Here is a 20,169-nt window from a genome sequence, read left to right on the forward strand (position 1 = left end):
AAGGAGCAGACATGCAACTCATCACGTGCCCGTGGTGCGGCGCCCGGGAAGAAACTGAGTTCCACTACGGCGGGGAAGCACACCTGCCCTATCCCGACGAGCCCGAAACGCTCACCGACGAGGAATGGGCGCACTTCGTATTCTTCCGCGCCAACCCCAAAGGTCCGTTCGCCGAACGCTGGTACCACAGCACTGGGTGCCGACGCTGGTTCAACGCAATCCGCGACACCACGACCTACAAATTCCACCAGGTCTACCGACTCGACGAGCAAAGGCCGGCGATACCGTGAACGCACCATTCCGCACCACCGAAAGCGGCCGAATCGACCGCCACACCCAGTACACTTTCACCTTCAACGGCCAGGAACTCACCGGCCATCCCGGTGACACAGTCGCGTCAGCGCTGCTCTCCCACGGCATTCACCACATCACCAGCAGCATCAAACTCGGCCGTCCCCGCGGCATCACCGCCGCATGGGCAGAAGATACAGGCGGGCTCATTCAGATCGAAGAGCCTTTCCCTGAGCCGATGCTGCTGGCCACCACAGTCGAGCTCTACGACGGTCTGGTTGCGCGCGGAATCCCCGGCCAGGGACGCCTCGCCGAGGTACCAGACTCAGCACGGTATGACAGCAAGCACGCGCACGCTGACGTACTCATCGTCGGTGCCGGTCCCGCCGGGCTCGCGGCCGCATTGACTGCCGCCCGGTCGGGCGCGCGCGTCGTGCTCGTCGACGAGCAGAGCGAACCGGGCGGCTCCCTGCTGGGCTCTCCCGAATTCATCGACGGCAGGCCAGCGCTCGAGTGGGTGCGTTCCGCAACAGCTGAATTAGCTACCTATCCCGAGGTGCTGCACCTCCAGCGCACCACCGCATTCGGCAACTACGATGACGGCTTCGTCCTCGCGGTCGAGCGCCGGACTGACCACCTCGGCTTCAATGCACCCGCCGCGCAGAGCCGCCAGCGCGTATGGCGTATCCGCGCCCGTAAGATCATCGTTGCGACCGGCGCGCATGAGCGCCCCATCGTATTCAGCGACAACGATCGTCCCGGCATCATGCTTGCCGATAGCGCGCGAACGTTCCTGCACCGCTACGGCGTCACTGTCGGGCGGAAGGCCGTTGTGTTCACGACCAACGACAGCGCCTACGCGGCAGCGATCGACCTCCACGATGCGGGCGTCACCATCGGAGCTGTCATCGACGCTCGCGACGACGCGCCCAAGAAGTGGCAGAACGAATGCGCTAAGCGCGGGATTACCGTTCAGGCAGGCTCCGTGGTGACCGGCACGCTGGGTCAAGAGCGCATCACCCACGCACTCATTGCCGATCGGGCGACTGCGGAGCGGAAGGCTCCGATCGCGTGCGACGTGCTGCTGGTCAGCGGCGGCTGGAATCCCGCAGTCCATCTCTTCAGCCAGGTCCGCGGTGCACTGCGTTTCGATGAGACACTCGGAGCCTTCGTGCCTGATGGGGAGCTCCCCGGGCTTACTGTCGCGGGATCGGCGAATGGTGTGTTCACGCTCGGTGCGTGCCTTCGCCAGGGGCAGGCTGCAGCGACAGCCGCTCTCACCACGCTCAATTTCACCGTTGGGCTGCAGGCGGTCGGTTCAGCATCGTCCGCGGGCGTTTCCAGCACACCTCTCGTGCTGTGGCGAGTTCCGGATCCCGCTCACGAAGACACTCAGTTCGTCGACCTGCAACGGGACGCCACTGTGGCCGACCTGGCACGCGCAGTGGGTGCGGGCCTGCACTCCGTCGAGCACGTCAAGCGCTACACGACGATCGGCACCGCGCACGATCAGGGCAAAACCTCGGGAATCATTGCCTCCGGTATCACCGCCGATCTGCTCGGCCGGCCGATCCAGGAGCTAGGTACGACGACGTTCCGCCCGCCGTACACTCCGGTGGCGTTCGCGGCGCTCGCCGGCCGTAGCCGCGGCAGCTTGTTCGACCCGGAACGGGAGACAGCCGTGCACGACTGGCACGTCGCTCACGGCGCGGTCTTCGAAGACGTCGGACAGTGGAAACGCCCGCGCTACTACCCGCAGGCTGGGGAAGACATGCATGAGGCAGTGCTTCGCGAGTGTGCCGCAGCGCGAAAGAATGTCGGCATTCTCGACGGATCGACACTGGGCAAAATTGATGTCCAAGGGCCAGATTCCGGCACGCTGCTAGACCTTCTCTACACGAACATGATGAGCACCCTCAAAGTGGGCATGGTCCGCTACGGCGTGATGTGCGGCGTAGACGGCATGGTCATCGACGATGGCACGGTGATGCGTCTCGCTGACGATCGCTTCCAGGTCTTCACGACCACGGGAGGTGCAGCGAAGATCCTCGACTGGATGGAGGAATGGCTGCAGACCGAGTGGCCGCACCTGCGCGTTCGATTGACGTCGGTCACCGAACAGTGGGCTACGTTCCCAGTGGTCGGCCCGAAGTCGCGGGCACTCATCGGAGACCTCTTTCCCGATCTCGACGTGTCCAACGAGAACTTCCCGTTCATGGCTTGGCGCGATACGACGTTCGGCGATATTCCCGTCCGGGTGGCACGCATCAGCTTTTCCGGCGAACTCGCGTTCGAAGTCAATGTCAGCAGCTGGTATGCCCTGGCACTGTGGGAAACCCTCATCGCCGCCGGCGAGCGGTACGGCATCACGCCGTACGGCACTGAGACGATGCACGTGCTGCGCGCTGAAAAGGGATACCCCATCGTCGGGCAAGACACCGACGGAACCGTCACTCCCCAGGATCTCGGCATGAATTGGGTGGTGTCGAAGAAGAAGCGTGACTTCGTCGGGAAGCGCTCGTTCGCACGCCCCGAGAACCAGAACCCGCTGCGCAAACAGCTCGTCGGCGTGGTTCCGGTCGACGGGCTGACTTTCATCCCCGAAGGGGCGCAAGTAGTCGAGCACATGGCCGACGGGGCGCTCCCGCCACCACCGGTACCGATGCTCGGACATGTGACGTCCAGCTATCACAGCGTCGCGCTCGGCAAACCATTCGGCCTCGCGCTCGTCAAGGCCGGCAAGTCCCGCCTCGGCGAGGTGGTGCACGTCCCCCTCGACGGGCAACTCGTCGCCGTCGAAATCACCAGTTCTGTTCTTGTCGATCCGGAAGGAGCGCGCCGCGATGGCTGATGTACTTACACCGCGCAGTCCGCTGCAGTCCTGGCGCGAGCGTTTCGCTCAGCTCGCACCGTCCGTGGACATCACCGAAGAGCCCTTCACGACGATGACCACGCTGTGGGTCGATCCGTCAGGGCCGGGCGGTGCGGCCGCGGCAAAAGTTCTCGGCGTGGATCTCCCCGTCACTCCGTGTACGTATGCGACTCACAGCGATTCGGCCGTCATTTGGGTGGGGCCAGAGGAGTGGCTAGTCACCTCCGCATCCGCGTCGCCGGTGGCACAGGAACACGAATTGCGGTCCGCCGTGGTGGCACACGGCGGAAGCGCGACCGACGTGTCAGGCCAGCGAACAACATTGCGCTTGAGAGGACCCCACACACTCGACATCCTGACTAAAGGGTGTTCGCTCGACCTGCACCCCCAGGTGTACACGCTGGGCTCCGCTGCGCAGACCGCACTCGGCGAGGCAGGCGTGATTCTCATGGCGATGGACGGCACCGGCACCGATTACCGGATTCTCGTACGCTCCTCGTTCGCACGGTACCTCGCGGACTGGCTGCTCGATGCGGCTGCCGAATACACGGACACGCCATGAAAGCACACCTGATTCCGACTGACCGCCACTACAGCTCAGGGCACAGCTGGCTCGCGCTCGCTCCTGGTGGACGATTCGCGGACTATCCACTTCGCGTGGGGGTCACGGACATCGCACTGGCCAACGCGGGTGACATTCTGCGAATCGAACTCCCGCCAGTCAGCGACACCATCCGCGCTGGTGCCCCCTGTGCCCGACTGTGGATGTCGTCGCACCCTGTCCTGACGGTGCGATCGCCCATATCCGGGCGAGTCACCATCACCAACCCCCACGTGGTCGACGACCCTCAGCTCATCGCTGACGACCCGTTCTACAAAGGCTGGCTCTTCGCCATCCTCCCCTCCCCTGCATCCTCAGGCGAAGGCCTCCTCACACCCGCCCAATACGCGCACAAACTCCGTGAGGGGTGATCCCATGACTGTTAGCGTCTTTGATCTTTTCTCGGTCGGTATTGGCCCGTCGAGTTCACACACCGTCGGGCCCATGCGGGCGGCCGCGAGGTTCATCGAGACACTCCACGACCAAGGCACTTTCGCCCAGGTCGCGGACGTCCAGGCAGATCTCTACGGTTCGCTCGCAGCCACCGGGAAGGGCCACGGCACGATGTCGGCGGTCCTCCTCGGACTCGAGGGCAACCAGCCAGAGACCATCACGACAGAGCACCTCGAGGAGCGAATCAACGCCATTCGCAGCACCGGGTACATCAAGTTCGGTGGCGGCCAGGAAATCAAGCTGTCCGAGGAGGACATCACCCTGCACCCGCACACCGCGCTGCCCTTTCATCCCAATGGCATGACGCTCGCCGCATACGCTGCGGACAACACCGTCCTGCACAGCGAGACCTACTTCTCGATCGGTGGCGGGTTCGTCGTCACCGAGGCTGAAGCGGCAGATCCAGCACCGCGGCGGGCCTCCGCGTTCTCATACGGCTCCTCGAAAGAACTCATCGATCTCGTCGACCGGCACGAGTGCGCAATCAGTGAACTGATGTTGCGATTCGAGTGCGAAATCCGCTCCGGTCACGAGGTTTCCAGTCGGCTTCTGCACATCCGGGACGTAATGACCGAATGTGAGCAGAACGGAATCTCGCGGACCGGGGTGCTGCCGGGCCCATTGGGCGTGCGGCGGCGAGCACGCGATTGGTACTTGAAACTCGATGCGGAAGACCCTCACCGCACACCTGAATTCGCTGAGGACTGGGTGAATCTTGTGGCGCTCGCGGTCAATGAGGAGAACGCGTCGGGCGGTCGCATCGTGACGGCTCCGACCAACGGGGCTGCCGGTATCGTTCCCGCTGTCCTGCATTATGCCGTCGGTTACACACCGGCGGGCAGGGCTGACGCCGATGACACCGCCATACGCTTCTTGCTGACCGCAGGCGCGATCGGTTCGCTATACAAGGAGCGCGCTTCAATTTCCGGTGCTGAAGTCGGCTGCCAGGGCGAGGTCGGTTCTGCTGCGTCGATGGCAGCGGCAGGCCTCGCGGAGGTTCTCGGCGGCTCACCACGCCAGGTGGAGAACGCCGCTGAGATTGCGATGGAACACAGCCTCGGGCTGACGTGCGACCCGATCGCTGGGCTTGTCCAGATTCCGTGCATCGAACGCAACGCGATCTCGGCCGGCAAAGCCATCAACGCCGCCCGTATGGCGCTGCGAGGCGATGGGACCCACCGCGTCAGTCTCGATCAGGTCATTGAAACCATGCGCGCCACTGGTGCGGACATGCTCTCGAAGTACAAGGAGACGTCACAGGGCGGGCTAGCAATCAGCGTCGCCGTGAACCATGTCGAGTGCTGAGGCGACTTCCCTACAACATCACTTTGAGACGGTGTACAAAACGAACAGTTCTAGCGAGGCGCTTGCCTGTTTTGTACACCGTCGCAGGGATGGGTATATGGGAGCGGCGGTGCGTTAGACCGGCCGTCCTACACTTGCCTGGCAGTTGCCGCTGCGCGCTGCACCTCCCAGAAAGCGCGCATCGATACGATTTTGCCGTGGTCGTCGACCTTGTACACCGTGATCAGGTCGGTGTCGACGCGGTAACCGCCGGGCAGGTACGAGGTGATGGTGCCGACGTTGGCCACCTCGTTCCCGGCGGCATGCGAGTCACGCATCGTGAAGTCGAACCGATCGACTTTCGCAATCGCGATGTCCCAAAAAGCCGCTAGCCCTTCGTGGCCGTGGTGTCCGTTGCCTTCGGGATCGAAGCCCGAAGGACCAACGGGATCTTCGAGCACCGCCGTGTCGGCAAAAAGACCGAGCCACTCGTCTTTCTCGCCAGCGTCCACGGCACGCATTGACCGCAGGGCTGCCACCCGCGCCGGCGGTTGTGTCGCGTTCTCGTCCCAGCTCACCTTCACTGTCACAGCGATTCCCTCACCCGATCGGAAGCGCGATCGACTTGTACTCGATGTACGGCTCGATCCCTTCAGGCCCGAACTCCCGCCCGAACCCGCTCGACTTGTAGCCACCGAACGGCGAATTGAAGTCGAGGAGATACTGGTTGATGCCCAGGGTGCCAGTGCGGATCTTCCGGGCGACATCAACACCGTGCTCGACGTCGGAAGTCCATACGGAACCGCCAAGCCCGTACGCGGAGTCGTTCGCGATACGGATAGCGTCGGCTTCATCGTCGTACGGGATCACCGCGAGAACCGGTCCGAAGATCTCTTCCTGCGCGATGCGCATCCGGTTGTCCACATCGGCGAACACTGTCGGCCGCACGTACCAGCCACGGTCGAGCCCGTCGGGCATTCCGTTACCGCCAGTGACGAGGCGCGCGCCTTCTTCCTGGCCAAGGGTGATGTAGCCGTCGACGCGCTGCTGCTGCCGCTGCGACACCATCGGCCCGATGTAGTTTGCCGGGTCGAGCGGGTCGCCGACGGGGAGACCGTTGACCATCGTTGTGACCGCATCAACCACTTCGTCGTACCGCTGCCGGGACGCGAGGATGCGGGTTTGTGCGATGCAGGCTTGCCCGCTGTTCAGCAAGGACGCGAGCGGCAGCCGTTCGATCGTCATCGCAAGGTCCGCATCGTCCAGAATGATGGCTGCGGACTTCGCGCCGAGTTCGAGGGTCACACGACGCAGATCTTGGCCGCAGAGCGACGCGATTCGCTTGCCGGCAGTCGGCGAACCCGTGAACGAAATCTTGTCGACGCCGGGATGCCGGACAAGGTGCTCGCCAGTTTCACGCCCAGCGGGAATGATGCTGACAACCCCCTCCGGAAGACCCGCTTCGTCGATGATCTCCGCCAGCGCAAGAGCCGAAAGCGGTACTTCCTCTGAAGGTTTCAGCACAACGGTGCACCCCGCGAGCAACGCTGGAATCAACTTCGAGATCGTGGTGAAGTGTGGGACATTCCACGGGGTGATCATCCCAGCGACACCGGCGGGTTCGCGACGAACCACGACGTCCTGACCGAAGAAGCCAGTGCGCCGCTCCTCCCACGGATATTGCGCCCCAAAGTTGAGGAAAGCAGCGAGCGCCATCGACGTCGCTCCCACCTGACCTACTTGCGAGAACCACAGGGGCGCACCCATTTCAGTGCTGATCAGTTCCGAAAGTTCCGCCTGTCTCGCGTTGTATGCGTCGGCGATCCGCTGTACGGCAGCGAGCCGCTCTTTGGGGTCCATAGTTGGCCACGGGCCGTGGTCGAAGGCGTGTCGTGCTGCGGCAACCGCGCGGTCTACGTCATCGGGCGTCCCCTCAGGCGCAGTTCCGACGACCTTCTGGTTGTGCGGAGAGACGACATCGACAAATCTGTCGTGTGACGGTGCTGCCCAGTTGCCGCCAATGTACAACTCTTTGTATTCACGCATGAGTTTCCTCACCTGGTTTTCTGCAGTCGGTCAACGGCGTCGCCGTACTCGGAAACGAGTTCCGACATCAGGTCCGCGACGGGCCGTACGGCGTTCATGCGGCCCACAATCTGGCCGACTGGCATCGCCACGACCGTTGGATCATGGGACGCTGCGATGCGCTGGTGCGCTTCGGAGACGAGCAAGTTTTGCAGCGGCATCGGTAGCGGCTTCGGCGCGCCTGGCTGCTGCCACGCGTCGGTCCAGCGGGTTTTAAGCAGCCGCGCGGGTTTGCCCGAATAGATGCGGGAGCGCACGGTGTCCGACGAGGTTGCTGCAACGAGCGCTTCCTGCATCGTCCCCGAGTTGTTCATCGACTCGAGATACTCGGTGGTCGTCAGCCAGTATGAGCCCATCCACACACCCGACGCACCCAGTGCGAGGGCCGCCGCGATCTGCCGTCCGGACCCGACACCGCCCGCCGCGAGAACAGGGACGTCCTGCCCAACGATGTCGACGACTTCCGGAAGAAGCACCATGGACGCGATCTCACCGGTATGTCCGCCCGCTTCGTAGCCCTGCGCGACGACGATGTCCACACCGTTGTCGACGTGGCTGCGGGCGTGCGCGGCCTTGCCTGCCAGGGCCGCGACTTTCACGCCGTGAGCGTGGGCCTGCTCGATCACATCACTCGGTGGTGAGCCGAGCGCGTTTGCGATCAGGGACACCCTGTGCTTGAGCGAGACATCAACGTGTGAGCGGGCGATGGAGTGCAGCCAGCCGAGGACACCGCCCACATCATCGTTGGCCGTCGTTTCGGGCACTCCGAGCTCACGCAGGGTGCGTGCAACGAATTCGCGATGCTCCGGCGGAATGTGGCTGCTCAGTTCGCCCTGTGTTCCCTCTTCGGGGATCTTTGACGGCATCACCACGTCCACGCCGTACGGTTTTCCGTCGGTGTTGGCGTCCATCCAGTCGAGGGTCTCATCGAGGGCACTGGCCTCATTGAAACGGACGCACCCCAATACCCCGAGACCGCCAGCTCGCGTGACCGCCGCGGCGACGTGTTCGGAGGGGGTAAACGCGACGATCGGATAGTCGATGCCGAAAAGTTCACACAGTTGCGTATGCATCATTCTCCTCCACGTGGGCTTTCGCCCACGGGTAGTCAGGTTTACCGCTCGGCTGCCGGTGTACCTCTGGGACGACCCAGTAGCTGCGTGGAATCTTGTACGCGGCAACTTTCGTACGCACATGCGTGTCCAGTTCGCTGACGTCGAGAGTCGCGCCCTCCCGAGGCTGCACCACTGCACTCACGCGCTGGCCGTATCTTTCGTCGGGTGTTCCCAGCACGAGCACGTCAAAAACGTCGGGGTGGGATTTGAGCGCGCCTTCCACTTCCTCGGGGAAGACCTTTTCACCACCGGTGTTGATGCATCCCGAGCCACGCCCGAGCAAGGTGACGGAGCCGTCTTCTTCGTAGCGCGCGTAGTCGCCCGGCATGACGTAGCGCTTGCCATCGATTTCCGCAAAAATCGTCTTGGTTTTCTTCTCATCCTTGTAATAGCCGAGTGGCACATGCGCTGTGCGCGCCATACGGCCCACCGCGCCCGGTTTCGGTTCGACAAGGTTGCCGTCGTCGTCGATGAGGACGGCTTGTTTTGTGAAGTTGACCTTGGGCCCTTGGGAATAGTCACCGTCTTTGCTGACCATGCCGATGCCGGTGAAGCCGCTCTCCGATGATCCGATGGCATCGGTGAGGACGATGTTGGGGAACGTATCGAGGAACTGCTGTTTGACGGACTGTGAAAAGAGTGCCGCGTGACTTGTTACAGCGAGCAGCGATGAGGCGTCGTAGGTTCGCTCCGCATAGGCACTGAGGAGCGGGCGGGCCATCGCGTCGCCCACGATGGTCAGCACCTGGACTTTGTGCTTCTCAATTGCCTGCCACACTTCGTGGGGGTCAGCGCGAGTGACCAGCACTACGGGGCTTCCGGTGAACAATGCACCGAAAGCTGCCCATTGAGCGGCCCCGTGGATGAGCGGAGACATTGTCAGCCGGACGAGACCGGGACTGTTCTTCGCGTCATTCGCCATTGTCCACTCGTCTTGAACGTACTCGCCCGTCATAAAGTTGATGCCGCCGCCGAGCGCACGCCAGACGTCTTCGTGACGCCACATCACACCTTTCGGGTAACCGGTCGTTCCGCCCGTGTACACAACGTAGAGGTCGTCAGAGCTGCGCTCGCCAAAGTCACGCTCTGGAGACTCCGCCGCAAGCGCTGCTTCATACTCGACACCCTCGCATGCGGAGTAGTCCTTATCGGAGCCGTCATCGATGACGACGACGTGCCGAACCGACGGAACCGCTGGAAGTACTTCTGCGACGAGGTCGCTGAAACTTCGCTCGTGTATAAGTGCGACCAGGTCGGCGTTGTCGAAGAGGTAGTGCAGTTCGCGCGCCACGTACCGGTAGTTGACATTGATTGCGACCGCGCGGATCTTGTACACGGCGATCATCGATTCGAGTGCCTCGATCGAGTTCCGTGAGTAAATTCCGACGTGATCGCCCTCGCCTATCCCGGCTGTCGCGAGATGGTGGGCAAGGCGGTTGGCTCGCTCGTCTAGTTCCGCGAAGGTCACCTGACGGTCGCCACAAATAAGAGCCGTGCGGTCCGGCACGGCATCGACAGCGTGCTCTAACAGATCAGCGATGTTCAGTGCCATTCACCCAAACTAGAACATGTTATTGTTTTGGGCAATGGTTATCGCACAGGAGGTTGCAAAATGGCCGAATCAGTCGCCGGGGCCGACACCAAAACCGAGCCTCACGCCCTCATAGAGCGACGTGGCGGCGTATTGATCGTCACCCTGAACCGACCGCACGCGCGCAACGCCCTGACCGGCGAAATGATGTCCATTATGACCGAAGCGTGGGACACGGTGGACGCAGATTCTGAAATCCGTTGCTGCATTCTCACGGGTGCGGGCGGAGCATTTTGCGCCGGAGCCGACCTCAAAAGCATGAGCAAGAACAATCCCGGCAAGGCGATGTCCGGCGGCGGCTGGGATCCAGCGTCAATTCCCGGCCTGCTGAAAGGCCGACGGCTGACCAAACCTCTTATCGCGGCAGTCGAGGGCCCCGCCATCGCGGGGGGTACCGAGATCTTGCAGGGCACCGATATTCGCGTCGCCGGTCAAAGCGCGAAGTTCGGGATCTCCGAAGTAAAGTGGAGCCTCTTCCCGATGGGTGGCTCTGCCGTTCGCCTCCCCCGCCAAATCCCCTACACCGTCGCAGCTGACCTGCTACTCACAGGCCGCCATATCACCGCGGCCGAGGCGAAAGAAATTGGACTGATCGGCCACGTCGTCCCTGATGGTTCAGCGCTCGAAAAGGCGCTCGAGATTGCCGATCAGATCTGCGCCAACGGGCCACTCGCCGTCCGCGCGATTCTCCAGACCATGCGCGAGACAGAGGCAATGCCAGAAGAAGAGGCATTCAAGATCGAGTCAAAGATCGGGGTCAAGGTGTTCCTCAGCGAAGATGCGAAGGAGGGGCCCCGGGCTTTCACGGAAAAGCGCCGACCAGTCTTCCGGGGGCAGTGAGCGCGGTCGGCTTGCCCGGTCCGGGCGTCAATCGGGAAGACGCACTGCGGTGACCACGACGACCGTGAAAATTCCCGCCACGATTGCCAGCTGCTGGTTCTTGATCGGCAGACGCGTGCCGACGCCAAGCAAACCGGCGGGAAGCTCCGAGCGATACTCCGGGGGAGCCTATACGTTCCTATACTCGGATTCGATATATAGTGATCTATATGGCAAATTCCCCCTTGCCCTCACCGTACGCTCCCGGTGCGGGCACGTTGCCGCCGGTGATCGCGGGCCGCGGCAAACACCTGTCGGTGGTTGAGGACTACATACACGCAGCCGCACACCTCGGCCGCGCGCCTGGGTCGCCGATCGCCTACTCCGGTGTTCGGGGTATGGGAAAGACGGTGCTGCTCAAGCATGCTGAGAACTCAATTCGTGAGTACAGCGCCGCGGTCGGTATTACGACATCACTGCTGGCGTGTAAAGGTGAGCGTCTGCTTCCGCTATTAGCCCAGGGCTTACGGAACACTGCTGCCGAGCGCGAGCTGACAACGCAGCCAGCCTGGCGACGCTGGGCGGAACGGGTCGAATCATTCACCATCGAAGTGGCTCTCACTGGCGCCTCCGTGAATGTTGAGTTGGGTAACAAGGAGCCCAGGAACCTAACAGATTTCGGCTACCAGGCGTTTGTCCGCATCATCGAGGACCTCGTCACGCTCGCCAGAGTGGACGACAAGAAACGCCCGGTGATCGGTGTGTGCGTCGACGAGCTGCAAGAAGCCGACCGGGAACACATCACCGAGTTCGCCGCAGCCATACAGGAGATCACCAGCAAACAGCTCCCCGTCATCTTTCTCGTCGGTGGCCTCGCCAATCTTCCTGAAGTCATTTCCGAAGCCGCGACATTCGGGGAACGGTTCCGCTACCTCCCGCTGACGAAACTGAGCTTGTCCGCATCGGTCGAAGCGCTTGTGCAGCCCGCCGAACAACTGCACGTGTCTTGGACGAAGGAAGCGCTCACGGAGGTAATCAGCGCTGCAAAAGGATTTCCCCATCTAATCCAGCTCTACGGCGAGGAAACCTGGCACGCCGCCACGCCAGCAAAAGGAAGCACGCTTCTGGCTTCCCACGCCCAGTCCGGTATCGCCGAAGGCCGTAGCGCGCTGTACAACGGGATGTTTCAGGCCCGCTGGCGGCGCTCCACGGAGCGCGAGAAAGACTTTCTCGCCGCCATGGCCAAGCACGGCGACACCGACATGCCTATCCGGCAGATCGCGGAAGCACTGGGCAAAAACCCCCAGCAAATCAGCCCCCTGCGTGCCTCCCTTATCGCCAAAGGCACTATCTACGCGCCGCGCCACGGCCGCATCGAGTTCACCATGCCCGGTTTCGCCGACTTCATCACCGACGTCCTCAAGGAATAACCGCAACCAACAACTACGGTGACGGCGCGGCCAATCCCTTTTTGAAGCGCGATAAAGAGCACGCTGGCCCGTCTGTCAGCCGGCACGCGATCTCACTGGCAGTCAGACGGCAGTACCTACCATCTGTCCAATCTTCCACCCAGATCACTAGAACGAGTTACACATTTTCGGCAAAAAATACGCACAGACTGTTGCCTATTGAACAAGAACGTGTTGCACTATCTCTGTGACGACTGATGTAGAACCCCTCAGCGCACCACTCAATATCGGATTCGACTACACCCGATCGCTCGGGCCTGTCCTGTCCCGATTCATGACTGCGCTCGCACAGCGGCAGATTCTCGGAATCAAGGGCAGCGATGGCCGAGTGCATGTGCCCCCCATCGAATACGATCCCGTGACGTCCGACCCGCTCACCGAGTTCGTCGAGGTGAGTACCGAAGGAACAGTCCTTACCTGGTCCTGGTGCCCGAAGCCCGTCGACGGCCAGCCAATCCAGCAACCCTTCGCCTGGGCACTCATCCGGCTCGACGGCGCCGACACCGGACTGCTCCACGCGGTGAACGTTGCGTCGCCCAGCGACATACGTACCGGAATGCGCGTCCAAGTGCAGTGGGCGGAGGCACCCACCGGGCACATCCGGGACATCGCGTACTTCGTGCCCACTGATCCCGGAACTAGTGCAGCAGCGCCCCAAGCGCTTGCACCTCCAGAATCGAAACGTGATGACGAGGACCGGGTAACCACGATCATCACGCCGATCCAGCTCACCTACGATCACACCGTCTCCGCCGAAGAAAGCCGCTACTTGCGTGCTCTCGCCGACGGCAAACTGATCGGACAGCGCTGCGCCGAGTGTGACCAGGTGTACATCCCCCCGCGCGGCGCATGCCCCGTCGATGGTGTACCTACCACCACTGAGGTTGAGCTGCCCGATACTGGCATCGTCACCACGTTCTGCATAGTCAATGTCCCGTTCTTGGGGCAGCGCATAACACCGCCCTACGTGGTGGCGTATGTCCTTCTCGACGGCGCGGACATCGCATTTCTGCATCTGGTGCGTGGGTGTGACTCCGCCGACGTCCGCATGGGGATGCGCGTCCGCGCAGTGTGGCGCCCCAAAGCAGAATGGCAAACCTCGCTCAGCAACATCGACTACTTCACGCCGACCGGTGAGCCTGACGCCCCCATCGAGACCTTTGCGAGGCACCTATGAGAAACGTAGCGGTCGTTGGTTTCGCCCAATCCCCCAGTGTCCGCTCGACCCAGGGCACTACGAACGGCGTGGAGATGCTGGTTCCTGTACTTTCGGAGATCTTCGAGAAGACGGGGCTGACAAAAACCGACATCGACTTCTGGTGCTCAGGTTCGTCCGATTACCTGGCAGGGCGAGCGTTCTCCTTCATCGCAGCCGTTGATGCAATCGGCGCTTTCCCGCCGATCAACGAATCACACGTCGAATGTGATGCGGCGTGGGCTGTCTATGAGGCGTGGATCAAGATTCTCACCGGCGAGGCCGACACCGCGCTGGTGTATGGCTTCGGAAAATCGTCGGCGGGTGAGTTGCGCCGCGTGCTCAGTCTGCAACTCGACCCGTACACCGTCGCCCCGCTCTGGCCCGACTCCATCAGCCTCGCTGCGATGCAGGCCCGGCTGGGTCTCGAATCAGGACGGTGGACCAAGGAGGAGATGGCCGCGGTTGCCGCACGCAGTCTCGCAGATGCCACGAGCAATCCTCACGCGCAGCGCTCTGGCGCACTGGCTGACAATGCACCGCTGATAGCGGACCCGCTGCACTCATATGATGTCGCACCGATCTCAGACGGCGCTGCTGCATTGATCCTCACTACTGAGGAACGCGCCCGCGACCTCATCGAACGACCTGCAATCATCAGTGGGATCGATCACCGCATCGACTCCGCCGTGCTCGGCGCTCGTGATCTCACTGATTCACCGTCCACCCGCACCGCCGCAGCAGCGGCAGGTGCCCGCGACATCGAGATCGCGGAATTACACGCGCCATTCAGTCACCAGGAGCTCATCCTGCGCGAGGCACTGGAACTCAGCGACGCCGTGCGGATCAACCCATCTGGTGGACCACTCGCAGGCAACCCCATGTTCGCGGGCGGTCTCATTCGAATCGGTGAAGCTGCCAAACGCGTCCATTCGGGTGAAGCGTCACGCGTACTTGCGCACGCCACGAGCGGTCCGCTCCTGCAACAGAATCTCGTCGCCGTCATGGAGGCACAATCATGAGCGCACGTCGAGCGGCAATACTCGGCACGGGACAGACACATCACCGAACGAAACGTACCGACGTCTCGATGCCCGGCCTGCTTCGTGAAGCGATCGACCGCGCGATGGCCGACGCTCACGTCGAGTGGAAAGATATCGACGCAGTCGTCATCGGCAAGGCACCGGACCTCTTTGAGGGCGTGATGATGCCGGAACTGTTCTTAGCCGATGCGCTCGGCGCCGTGGGCAAGCCGTTGCTTCGCGTGCACACGGCGGGCTCGGTCGGCGGTTCCACATCGATTGTCGCCGCGACTCAGGTGATGGCAGGAGTACACCGTCGAGTGCTCGCCGTGGCGTTCGAGAAGCAATCCGAGTCAAATGCGATGTGGGGGCTATCAATTGCACCGCCCTTCTCGATGCCGGTGGGCGCGGGCGCGGGCGGGTACTTCGCACCGCACGTCCGTGCATACATTCAGCGGTCCGGCGCACCCGAGCATATCGGCGCGATGGTTGCAGTGAAAGATCGCCGAAACGGTGCCCTCAATCCGTACGCGCATCTGCGCCAGCCCGACATCACACTCGAGTCCGTTCAGGCGTCCCAGATGCTGTGGGACCCAATTCGTTACGACGAAACCTGTCCATCCTCTGACGGTGCTTGCGCCATGGTCATCGGTGACGAAGAGGCGGCCGCTGCTGTGGACGGCACCGTCGCGTGGATCCACGCCACTGCTATGCGCACCGAACCCACCACATTCGCCGGACGGGACCAAGTAAATCCCCAGGCCGGAAGGGACGCTGCCGCAGCCTTGTGGCGCAAAGCAGGAATTGACGATCCGCTGCGCGAAGTCGATGCGGCCGAGATCTACGTTCCTTTTTCGTGGTTTGAGCCGATGTGGCTGGAGAACTTGGGATTCGCGCGTGACACACCCGGCTGGAAGCTCACCGAAGCGGGTGCGACGGAGCGCAGCGGGGAACTGCCCGTCAACCCATCAGGCGGAGTGTTGTGCTCCAACCCGATCGGCGCATCCGGCATGCTGCGCTTCGCTGAAGCTGCCAAACAGGTCATGGGACGCGCCGGGGACTACCAGATCGATGGCGCACGGAAAGCGCTCGGCCACGCGTACGGTGGCGGCTCGCAGTATTTCGCGATGTGGCTGGTCGGAGCGGATAAGCCGGAATGATCCGGCCCTCCCGGTGAGGTGGTTTTACGGTCGTGTCACAGCAACCGCCGGGGCGAGGAACTTCTCGAGCATGCCGCGTTCATCCGCATCGTCCCGCCCGGGCATCGTTAGCAGCGAGACAATAATGCGCGTCGTCCACCGGGCCAGTTGTGCCCTTTCTTCGGCCGGGGCGATTGCTGTCGGCAGGAACGCGGCGGCCATCGCCTGAATCACCTCCGATGTCTGACTGACCTCGGCACTGAGAACCGCATCGATCGATCGGAACCAGGCGATCAGCAGCGGATCAGACCGGACCGCCCGCAGGGCCGTGAGCGTCCCCTCGACAAGCCGCTCCCCCGGGTCCGCAATTTCGCTGACCTCATTGGCCACCACCGCACCGATCCGCCGGGCCTCGCGATGGACAAACGCGGTCCGTACAGCCTGGCGGTTGTCGAAGTAGCGGTACAACGTCGCTCTCGAGCACCCTGCTTCCTCGGCTATATGCGACATTTGTGTGGCTGCAGCACCACGCTCAGCGAAGAGTCGCGCTGCCGCGTCGAGGATTCGCTCAGCGGCATGCGCCGAGCGTTCTGCTCCAAGCCAATCACCGCTCATGCTTCCGCCCGGAACGGCACGCTGGTCGGCCAGCGCACGTAGTTTCCTTCCGCGTAGCGGACGCCCTCAATGTCGATCGTGAAATTAGGGCAGCGTGCCAGCAGCTCTTCCAGTGCGATCTGGGCTTGCATCCGCGCGGCTGCCGCCCCAAGGCAGTGATGGCTTCCCTGGCTGAAGGTGAGGATGTTCTTTGGCTGTCGTGTCACGTCTAGCTGGCCAGCATCGGGGCCGAACGCTCGTTCGTCCCGGTTCGCCGAGGCGTACAGCATAAGCACCCGCCGCCCGGCAGGTATGGTCACGCTCTCGTAAACGACGTCCCGCGTTGCTGTGCGCGCCAGTCCCTGCACCGGCGAGGTGAGCCGCAGGAACTCATTAACGGAATCAGGGATGAGGTCCATGTCGTTGATGAGCCGGCGCCGCTCGTCCGGGAACATCTCTAGCAATTGCACCGCACCACCGAGATTCCCTGTCGTAGTGTCGTTTCCGCCGGAGATCATCGTGAACGCGAAGCCGAGAATCGACAGCATGCCAGCGACATCGCCCTTCTGGCCGAGACCCGATGCCACGAGGTGGGAGATCGTATCATCGCCCGGCTCAACGCGGCGGCGCTCGATCAGTGCTGTGCAGTACTGCATCATGTCGGCGATCGCAGCCTCGGCGGCGGTGTTCTCACCTGTAGCGGTTGCACCGACTATCGCATGCGTCCATTCGTCGAACTGCGGTCTATCCTCTTCCGGCACGCCCAGGTAATGGGCAACAACCATGGTCGGAAGGGGTTTAAACAGTTCCGCAGCAATATCGCCTTCCCCTGCGGAACGCAGTCGCTCAATACGTTCGACGACGAATCTCCGTACAGCCGGCGCGATCGTCTGTACCTGCCGAGGAGTGAACCCCCGCGCTACCCGGCGGCGAAATTCGGTGTGGTCGGGCGGGTCGGTGAACACGAACGGCCGATGCTCGCCGAGACCGAGTTTCTCGAGATCGCCATACTGGACCGTGATCCCCTCCGCCGACGAGAAAGTCGCGGTATCACGCGCGGCGGCGTAGACGTCGACGAAACGGGAAAGGACGTAGTAGTCGATATCTTCGCGCTCGTTGGGCACGACGTGATGCACCGGGTCATGATCGCGGAGCGCAGCGTACATAGGCCAGGGATCTCGCCACGATTCTCCTGACCTCAAATCGAAGCGAACGGCCTGAGACATGAGCTCACTCATGTCTCAACCGTAGAACAGTTCCCTCCATTTGACTAGAACCTGTTTCATGCATCAACTCTTTCGGTGCGTGAGCCCCCGCGCCTTCCCCGAGCCCCTTAGCTCTCCCTCCGGCGCGAACGCCGTTCACGATGACGGCAATCTCCGCAAGTTCGTGCACCAGCACGACGGCGACGAGGCCGAGCGTTCCGGTCAGCGCCAGCGGGATCAGCACTGTGATCAAGCCGATCGACAGCCCCACGTTCTGCAACATGATGCGGCGAGCACGGCGTGCGTGCGCGAACGCTTGCGGGAGGTGCCGCAGATCCTCACCCATGAGGGCGACGTCAGCGGTCTCAATCGCCACATCTGTGCCCATCGCGCCCATCGCGATACCCAAATCGGCGGTAGCGAGGGCGGGCGCATCATTGACGCCATCACCCACCATCGCGGTCGTTCTCTGTTCGCGGAGTTCCCTGACGAGCCGTGATTTATCCTCCGGGCGAAGCTCCGCGTGGACAGTGCCGATTCCCGCAGCCTCGCCGAGCGCTGCCGCCGTCGCACGGTTGTCGCCCGTGAGCATAGCGACGTGGTAGCCGTCCTGCTGCAACTGCGCCACGGCCTCCGCTGCCTCGGGCCGAAGTTCGTCGCGAACCGCTATCGCTCCGATGATGACCCCGTCGTCTTCGACGAGGACGGCGGTCGCGCCGGCTCGCTGCATCTCGGTGACACGGTCCGCGAGGACTCCCCCGCTGAGCCAGCCGGGCCGGCCCAACCGAACAGTCCGGCCATCAAGCAGTCCTGTGAGCCCAGCCCCTGCAATAGCTTCCACGTCAGTGGCAGGTTTTACGTCGTCGACGGCGGCGAGGATCGCACGGGCCAGAGGGTGCTCACTGCGCGCTTCAAGCGCCGCGGCTACGTGGATAACGCGGGTGCGGTTCACACCGTCGACTGTCGCGACGTCGATGATGGACGGCTTGTTGACAGTGAGCGTTCCTGTCTTGTCCAGGGCAACGCCGCGAACCTTGCCGAGCGCCTCCAGCGCCGCGCCGCCCTTGATCAGGACACCGAACTTGCTGGCTCTGCCGACGGCGGATACCACCGTAACGGGCACTGATATCGCGAGGGCGCATGGCGAGGCGGCGACCAGAACGATCAGGGCGCGCTCGATCCACACCGCTGGGTCACCAAGGACGCTACCGGTTGCCGCGATGAGAGCGGCCGCGATCATGATGCCTGGGACGAGCGGCCTTGCGATCCGGTCAGTGAGCCTTTGTGCGGCGCCTTTGCGGTTCTGCTCCGCCTCAACGATCCGCACGATTCGCGCGAGTGAGTTGTCTTCGACGGTGGTCGTCACGTCTATTTCGAGTGCGCCAGTGCCGTTGATCGACCCGGCGAATACCTCTTGTCCCGGACCGGCATCGACGGGCACGGATTCTCCGGTGATCGCAGAGAGATCCAGCGTGGTGCTTCCTCGGTGGATAATCCCGTCAGTTGCGATCCGCTCCCCCGGTTTAACCAGCATCCGGTCTCCGGCCCGGAGTGCAGCGGGGGCGACGCGAACTTCCCTGCCCTCCCGCAGCATCGTCGCCTGGACGGGGACGAGTGAGAGCAGAGATCGCAGGCCCCGTCGAGTCCGGGCAAGTGAATATGCTTCTAATCCCTCGGCAATCGAAAAGAGAAAAGCCAGCATCGCTGCCTCGCCGACTTCGCCCAAAGCGACCGCGCCGACGGCCGCGATGGTCATCAGCGTGCCGACTCCGATCTTGCCCTCCGCTAGCCGCCGCAGTGTCGCCGGGACGAAGGTATAACCGGCGATGAGTAGTGCCGCAACTTCAGGCACAACGTGTGCCGGATCCGGCGCGCCCGTCCGGCCCGCAACGAACGCCACCCCCAGCAGGACTCCAGCGACTAGCGCAGCCCGAAGCTCAGGAACATGCCATAGCCGCAGCTTCGCGCTGTCTTGCGCAGTGTCAGACGGTTCGTTGTGGCTGCAGCCACACGCGTCACTCATGACGCGCGGGCTCTGCTGGTGAAGCGCCGTAGTTGGGGCAGAGTGCTACCGCGCTCCCTGTCGCGGCCAGGAGCGTCTCAGCGGAGAACAGGAGGTCGATCAGCTCTGGACGGGCGAGCTGATAAAAGACCTGACGCCCCTCTGGCCGGCCCTCGACGAGTCGGCAGTCACGCAAACACGCTACGTGCGCCGACACCGTCGACTGCGCCAGTCCAAGCTCAGCAACGAGGTCCGCGACCCTCGCCTCACCGTGCGCGAGGCGCCGGACAATCGCGAGCCGGGTGGCATCCGAGAGGCTGTGGAACAGCGACACAGCCGCATTGAGGTTCTCCTCCGGGACGCCTGGAGTGCAGAGGTCGCTGGCACCATTGATCGTCATATGACGATATTATCGTCCATCTCCGATAGATA

General features: G+C 62.7%; 18 protein-coding genes. 10 read left to right on the forward strand and 8 right to left on the reverse strand.

Features of this window, described 5'->3' with window-relative positions; all coding sequences use genetic code 11:
- Nucleotides 1-11: 11 nt before the first annotated feature.
- Genes FHU29_RS17945 through FHU29_RS17965 form a run of 5 tightly spaced genes read left to right on the forward strand, consistent with a single transcriptional unit; the run spans nt 12 to nt 5,522 of the window.
- Nucleotides 12-290 (forward strand): sarcosine oxidase subunit delta, encoded by a 279-nt coding sequence (locus FHU29_RS17945; protein ID WP_013805800.1) that lies wholly within the window; start codon nt 12-14, stop codon nt 288-290.
- Nucleotides 287-3,142, forward strand: a complete 2,856-nt coding sequence (locus tag FHU29_RS17950; RefSeq protein ID WP_064439414.1) for a 2Fe-2S iron-sulfur cluster-binding protein — start codon at nt 287-289, stop codon at nt 3,140-3,142. Before FHU29_RS17945 ends, FHU29_RS17950 begins: the two co-directional genes overlap by 4 nt.
- Nucleotides 3,135-3,725 (forward strand): sarcosine oxidase subunit gamma, encoded by a 591-nt coding sequence (locus FHU29_RS17955; protein WP_064439415.1) that lies wholly within the window; start codon nt 3,135-3,137, stop codon nt 3,723-3,725. Before FHU29_RS17950 ends, FHU29_RS17955 begins: the two co-directional genes overlap by 8 nt.
- Nucleotides 3,722-4,135 carry a glycine cleavage system protein H gene (locus tag FHU29_RS17960; RefSeq protein WP_064439416.1) on the forward strand — a complete coding sequence of 138 codons (414 nt, stop codon included), beginning with the start codon at nt 3,722-3,724 and terminating at the stop codon, nt 4,133-4,135. The genes FHU29_RS17955 and FHU29_RS17960 overlap by 4 nt, the downstream gene beginning before the upstream one ends.
- 4 nt (nt 4,136-4,139) lie before the next feature.
- Entirely contained in the window at nt 4,140-5,522 is a 1,383-nt protein-coding gene (locus FHU29_RS17965) for an L-serine ammonia-lyase (protein WP_064439417.1), read from the forward strand.
- A 128-nt stretch (nt 5,523-5,650) separates the two neighbouring features.
- On the opposite strand, the gene FHU29_RS17970 is transcribed toward FHU29_RS17965, so the two are convergent.
- The 4 genes from FHU29_RS17970 to FHU29_RS17985 are packed head-to-tail and all read right to left on the reverse strand — an operon-like array spanning nt 5,651 to nt 10,253.
- Nucleotides 5,651-6,091 (reverse strand): nuclear transport factor 2 family protein, encoded by a 441-nt coding sequence (locus FHU29_RS17970; RefSeq protein ID WP_064439418.1) that lies wholly within the window; start codon nt 6,089-6,091, stop codon nt 5,651-5,653.
- A gap of 10 nt (nt 6,092-6,101) precedes the next feature.
- Nucleotides 6,102-7,547: an aldehyde dehydrogenase gene (locus FHU29_RS17975; RefSeq protein WP_064439419.1), complete on the reverse strand. Its 1,446-nt coding sequence runs from the start codon at nt 7,545-7,547 to the stop codon at nt 6,102-6,104.
- 8 nt (nt 7,548-7,555) lie between these two features.
- Nucleotides 7,556-8,659, reverse strand: coding sequence for an NAD(P)H-dependent flavin oxidoreductase (locus tag FHU29_RS17980; protein WP_064439420.1), 1,104 nt, complete (start codon nt 8,657-8,659; stop codon nt 7,556-7,558).
- A complete protein-coding gene (locus FHU29_RS17985) occupies nt 8,640-10,253 on the reverse strand; it encodes an acyl-CoA synthetase (RefSeq protein ID WP_064439421.1) in 1,614 nt (537 codons plus the stop codon). The genes FHU29_RS17980 and FHU29_RS17985 overlap by 20 nt, the downstream gene beginning before the upstream one ends.
- 60 nt (nt 10,254-10,313) lie before the next feature.
- Here FHU29_RS17985 and FHU29_RS17990 point away from each other — a divergent pair, with 60 nt between their 5' ends.
- The 5 genes from FHU29_RS17990 to FHU29_RS18010 all read left to right on the forward strand — a co-directional run bounded on the left by FHU29_RS17990 (nt 10,314) and on the right by FHU29_RS18010 (nt 15,957).
- Nucleotides 10,314-11,132, forward strand: coding sequence for a crotonase/enoyl-CoA hydratase family protein (locus FHU29_RS17990; RefSeq protein WP_064439422.1), 819 nt, complete (start codon nt 10,314-10,316; stop codon nt 11,130-11,132).
- A gap of 209 nt (nt 11,133-11,341) precedes the next feature.
- Entirely contained in the window at nt 11,342-12,541 is a 1,200-nt protein-coding gene (locus tag FHU29_RS17995) for an ATP-binding protein (protein ID WP_157094964.1), read from the forward strand.
- Nucleotides 12,542-12,767: 226 nt separating this feature from the next.
- Entirely contained in the window at nt 12,768-13,757 is a 990-nt protein-coding gene (locus FHU29_RS18000) for a Zn-ribbon domain-containing OB-fold protein (protein WP_064439424.1), read from the forward strand.
- Entirely contained in the window at nt 13,754-14,797 is a 1,044-nt protein-coding gene (locus FHU29_RS18005; protein WP_064439425.1) for a thiolase domain-containing protein, read from the forward strand. The genes FHU29_RS18000 and FHU29_RS18005 overlap by 4 nt, the downstream gene beginning before the upstream one ends.
- Nucleotides 14,794-15,957, forward strand: a complete 1,164-nt coding sequence (locus tag FHU29_RS18010) for a thiolase domain-containing protein (RefSeq protein ID WP_064439426.1) — start codon at nt 14,794-14,796, stop codon at nt 15,955-15,957. The genes FHU29_RS18005 and FHU29_RS18010 overlap by 4 nt, the downstream gene beginning before the upstream one ends.
- A 24-nt stretch (nt 15,958-15,981) precedes the next feature.
- On the opposite strand, the gene FHU29_RS18015 is transcribed toward FHU29_RS18010, so the two are convergent.
- Genes FHU29_RS18015 through FHU29_RS18030 form a run of 4 tightly spaced genes read right to left on the reverse strand, consistent with a single transcriptional unit; the run spans nt 15,982 to nt 20,137 of the window.
- On the reverse strand, nt 15,982-16,551 hold the full coding sequence (locus tag FHU29_RS18015) for a TetR/AcrR family transcriptional regulator (RefSeq protein WP_064439427.1): 570 nt from the start codon (nt 16,549-16,551) through the stop codon (nt 15,982-15,984).
- On the reverse strand, nt 16,548-17,768 hold the full coding sequence (locus FHU29_RS18020) for a cytochrome P450 (RefSeq protein ID WP_074390779.1): 1,221 nt from the start codon (nt 17,766-17,768) through the stop codon (nt 16,548-16,550). Before FHU29_RS18020 ends, FHU29_RS18015 begins: the two co-directional genes overlap by 4 nt.
- Nucleotides 17,761-19,758 carry a heavy metal translocating P-type ATPase gene (locus FHU29_RS18025; RefSeq protein WP_083962195.1) on the reverse strand — a complete coding sequence of 666 codons (1,998 nt, stop codon included), beginning with the start codon at nt 19,756-19,758 and terminating at the stop codon, nt 17,761-17,763. Before FHU29_RS18025 ends, FHU29_RS18020 begins: the two co-directional genes overlap by 8 nt.
- Nucleotides 19,751-20,137 carry an ArsR/SmtB family transcription factor gene (locus FHU29_RS18030; RefSeq protein WP_064439429.1) on the reverse strand — a complete coding sequence of 129 codons (387 nt, stop codon included), beginning with the start codon at nt 20,135-20,137 and terminating at the stop codon, nt 19,751-19,753. Before FHU29_RS18030 ends, FHU29_RS18025 begins: the two co-directional genes overlap by 8 nt.
- Nucleotides 20,138-20,169: the final 32 nt, after the last annotated feature.

It is taken from the genome of Hoyosella altamirensis (assembly GCF_014191505.1).
Classification (GTDB): Bacteria; Actinomycetota; Actinomycetes; order Mycobacteriales; family Mycobacteriaceae; genus Hoyosella; species Hoyosella altamirensis.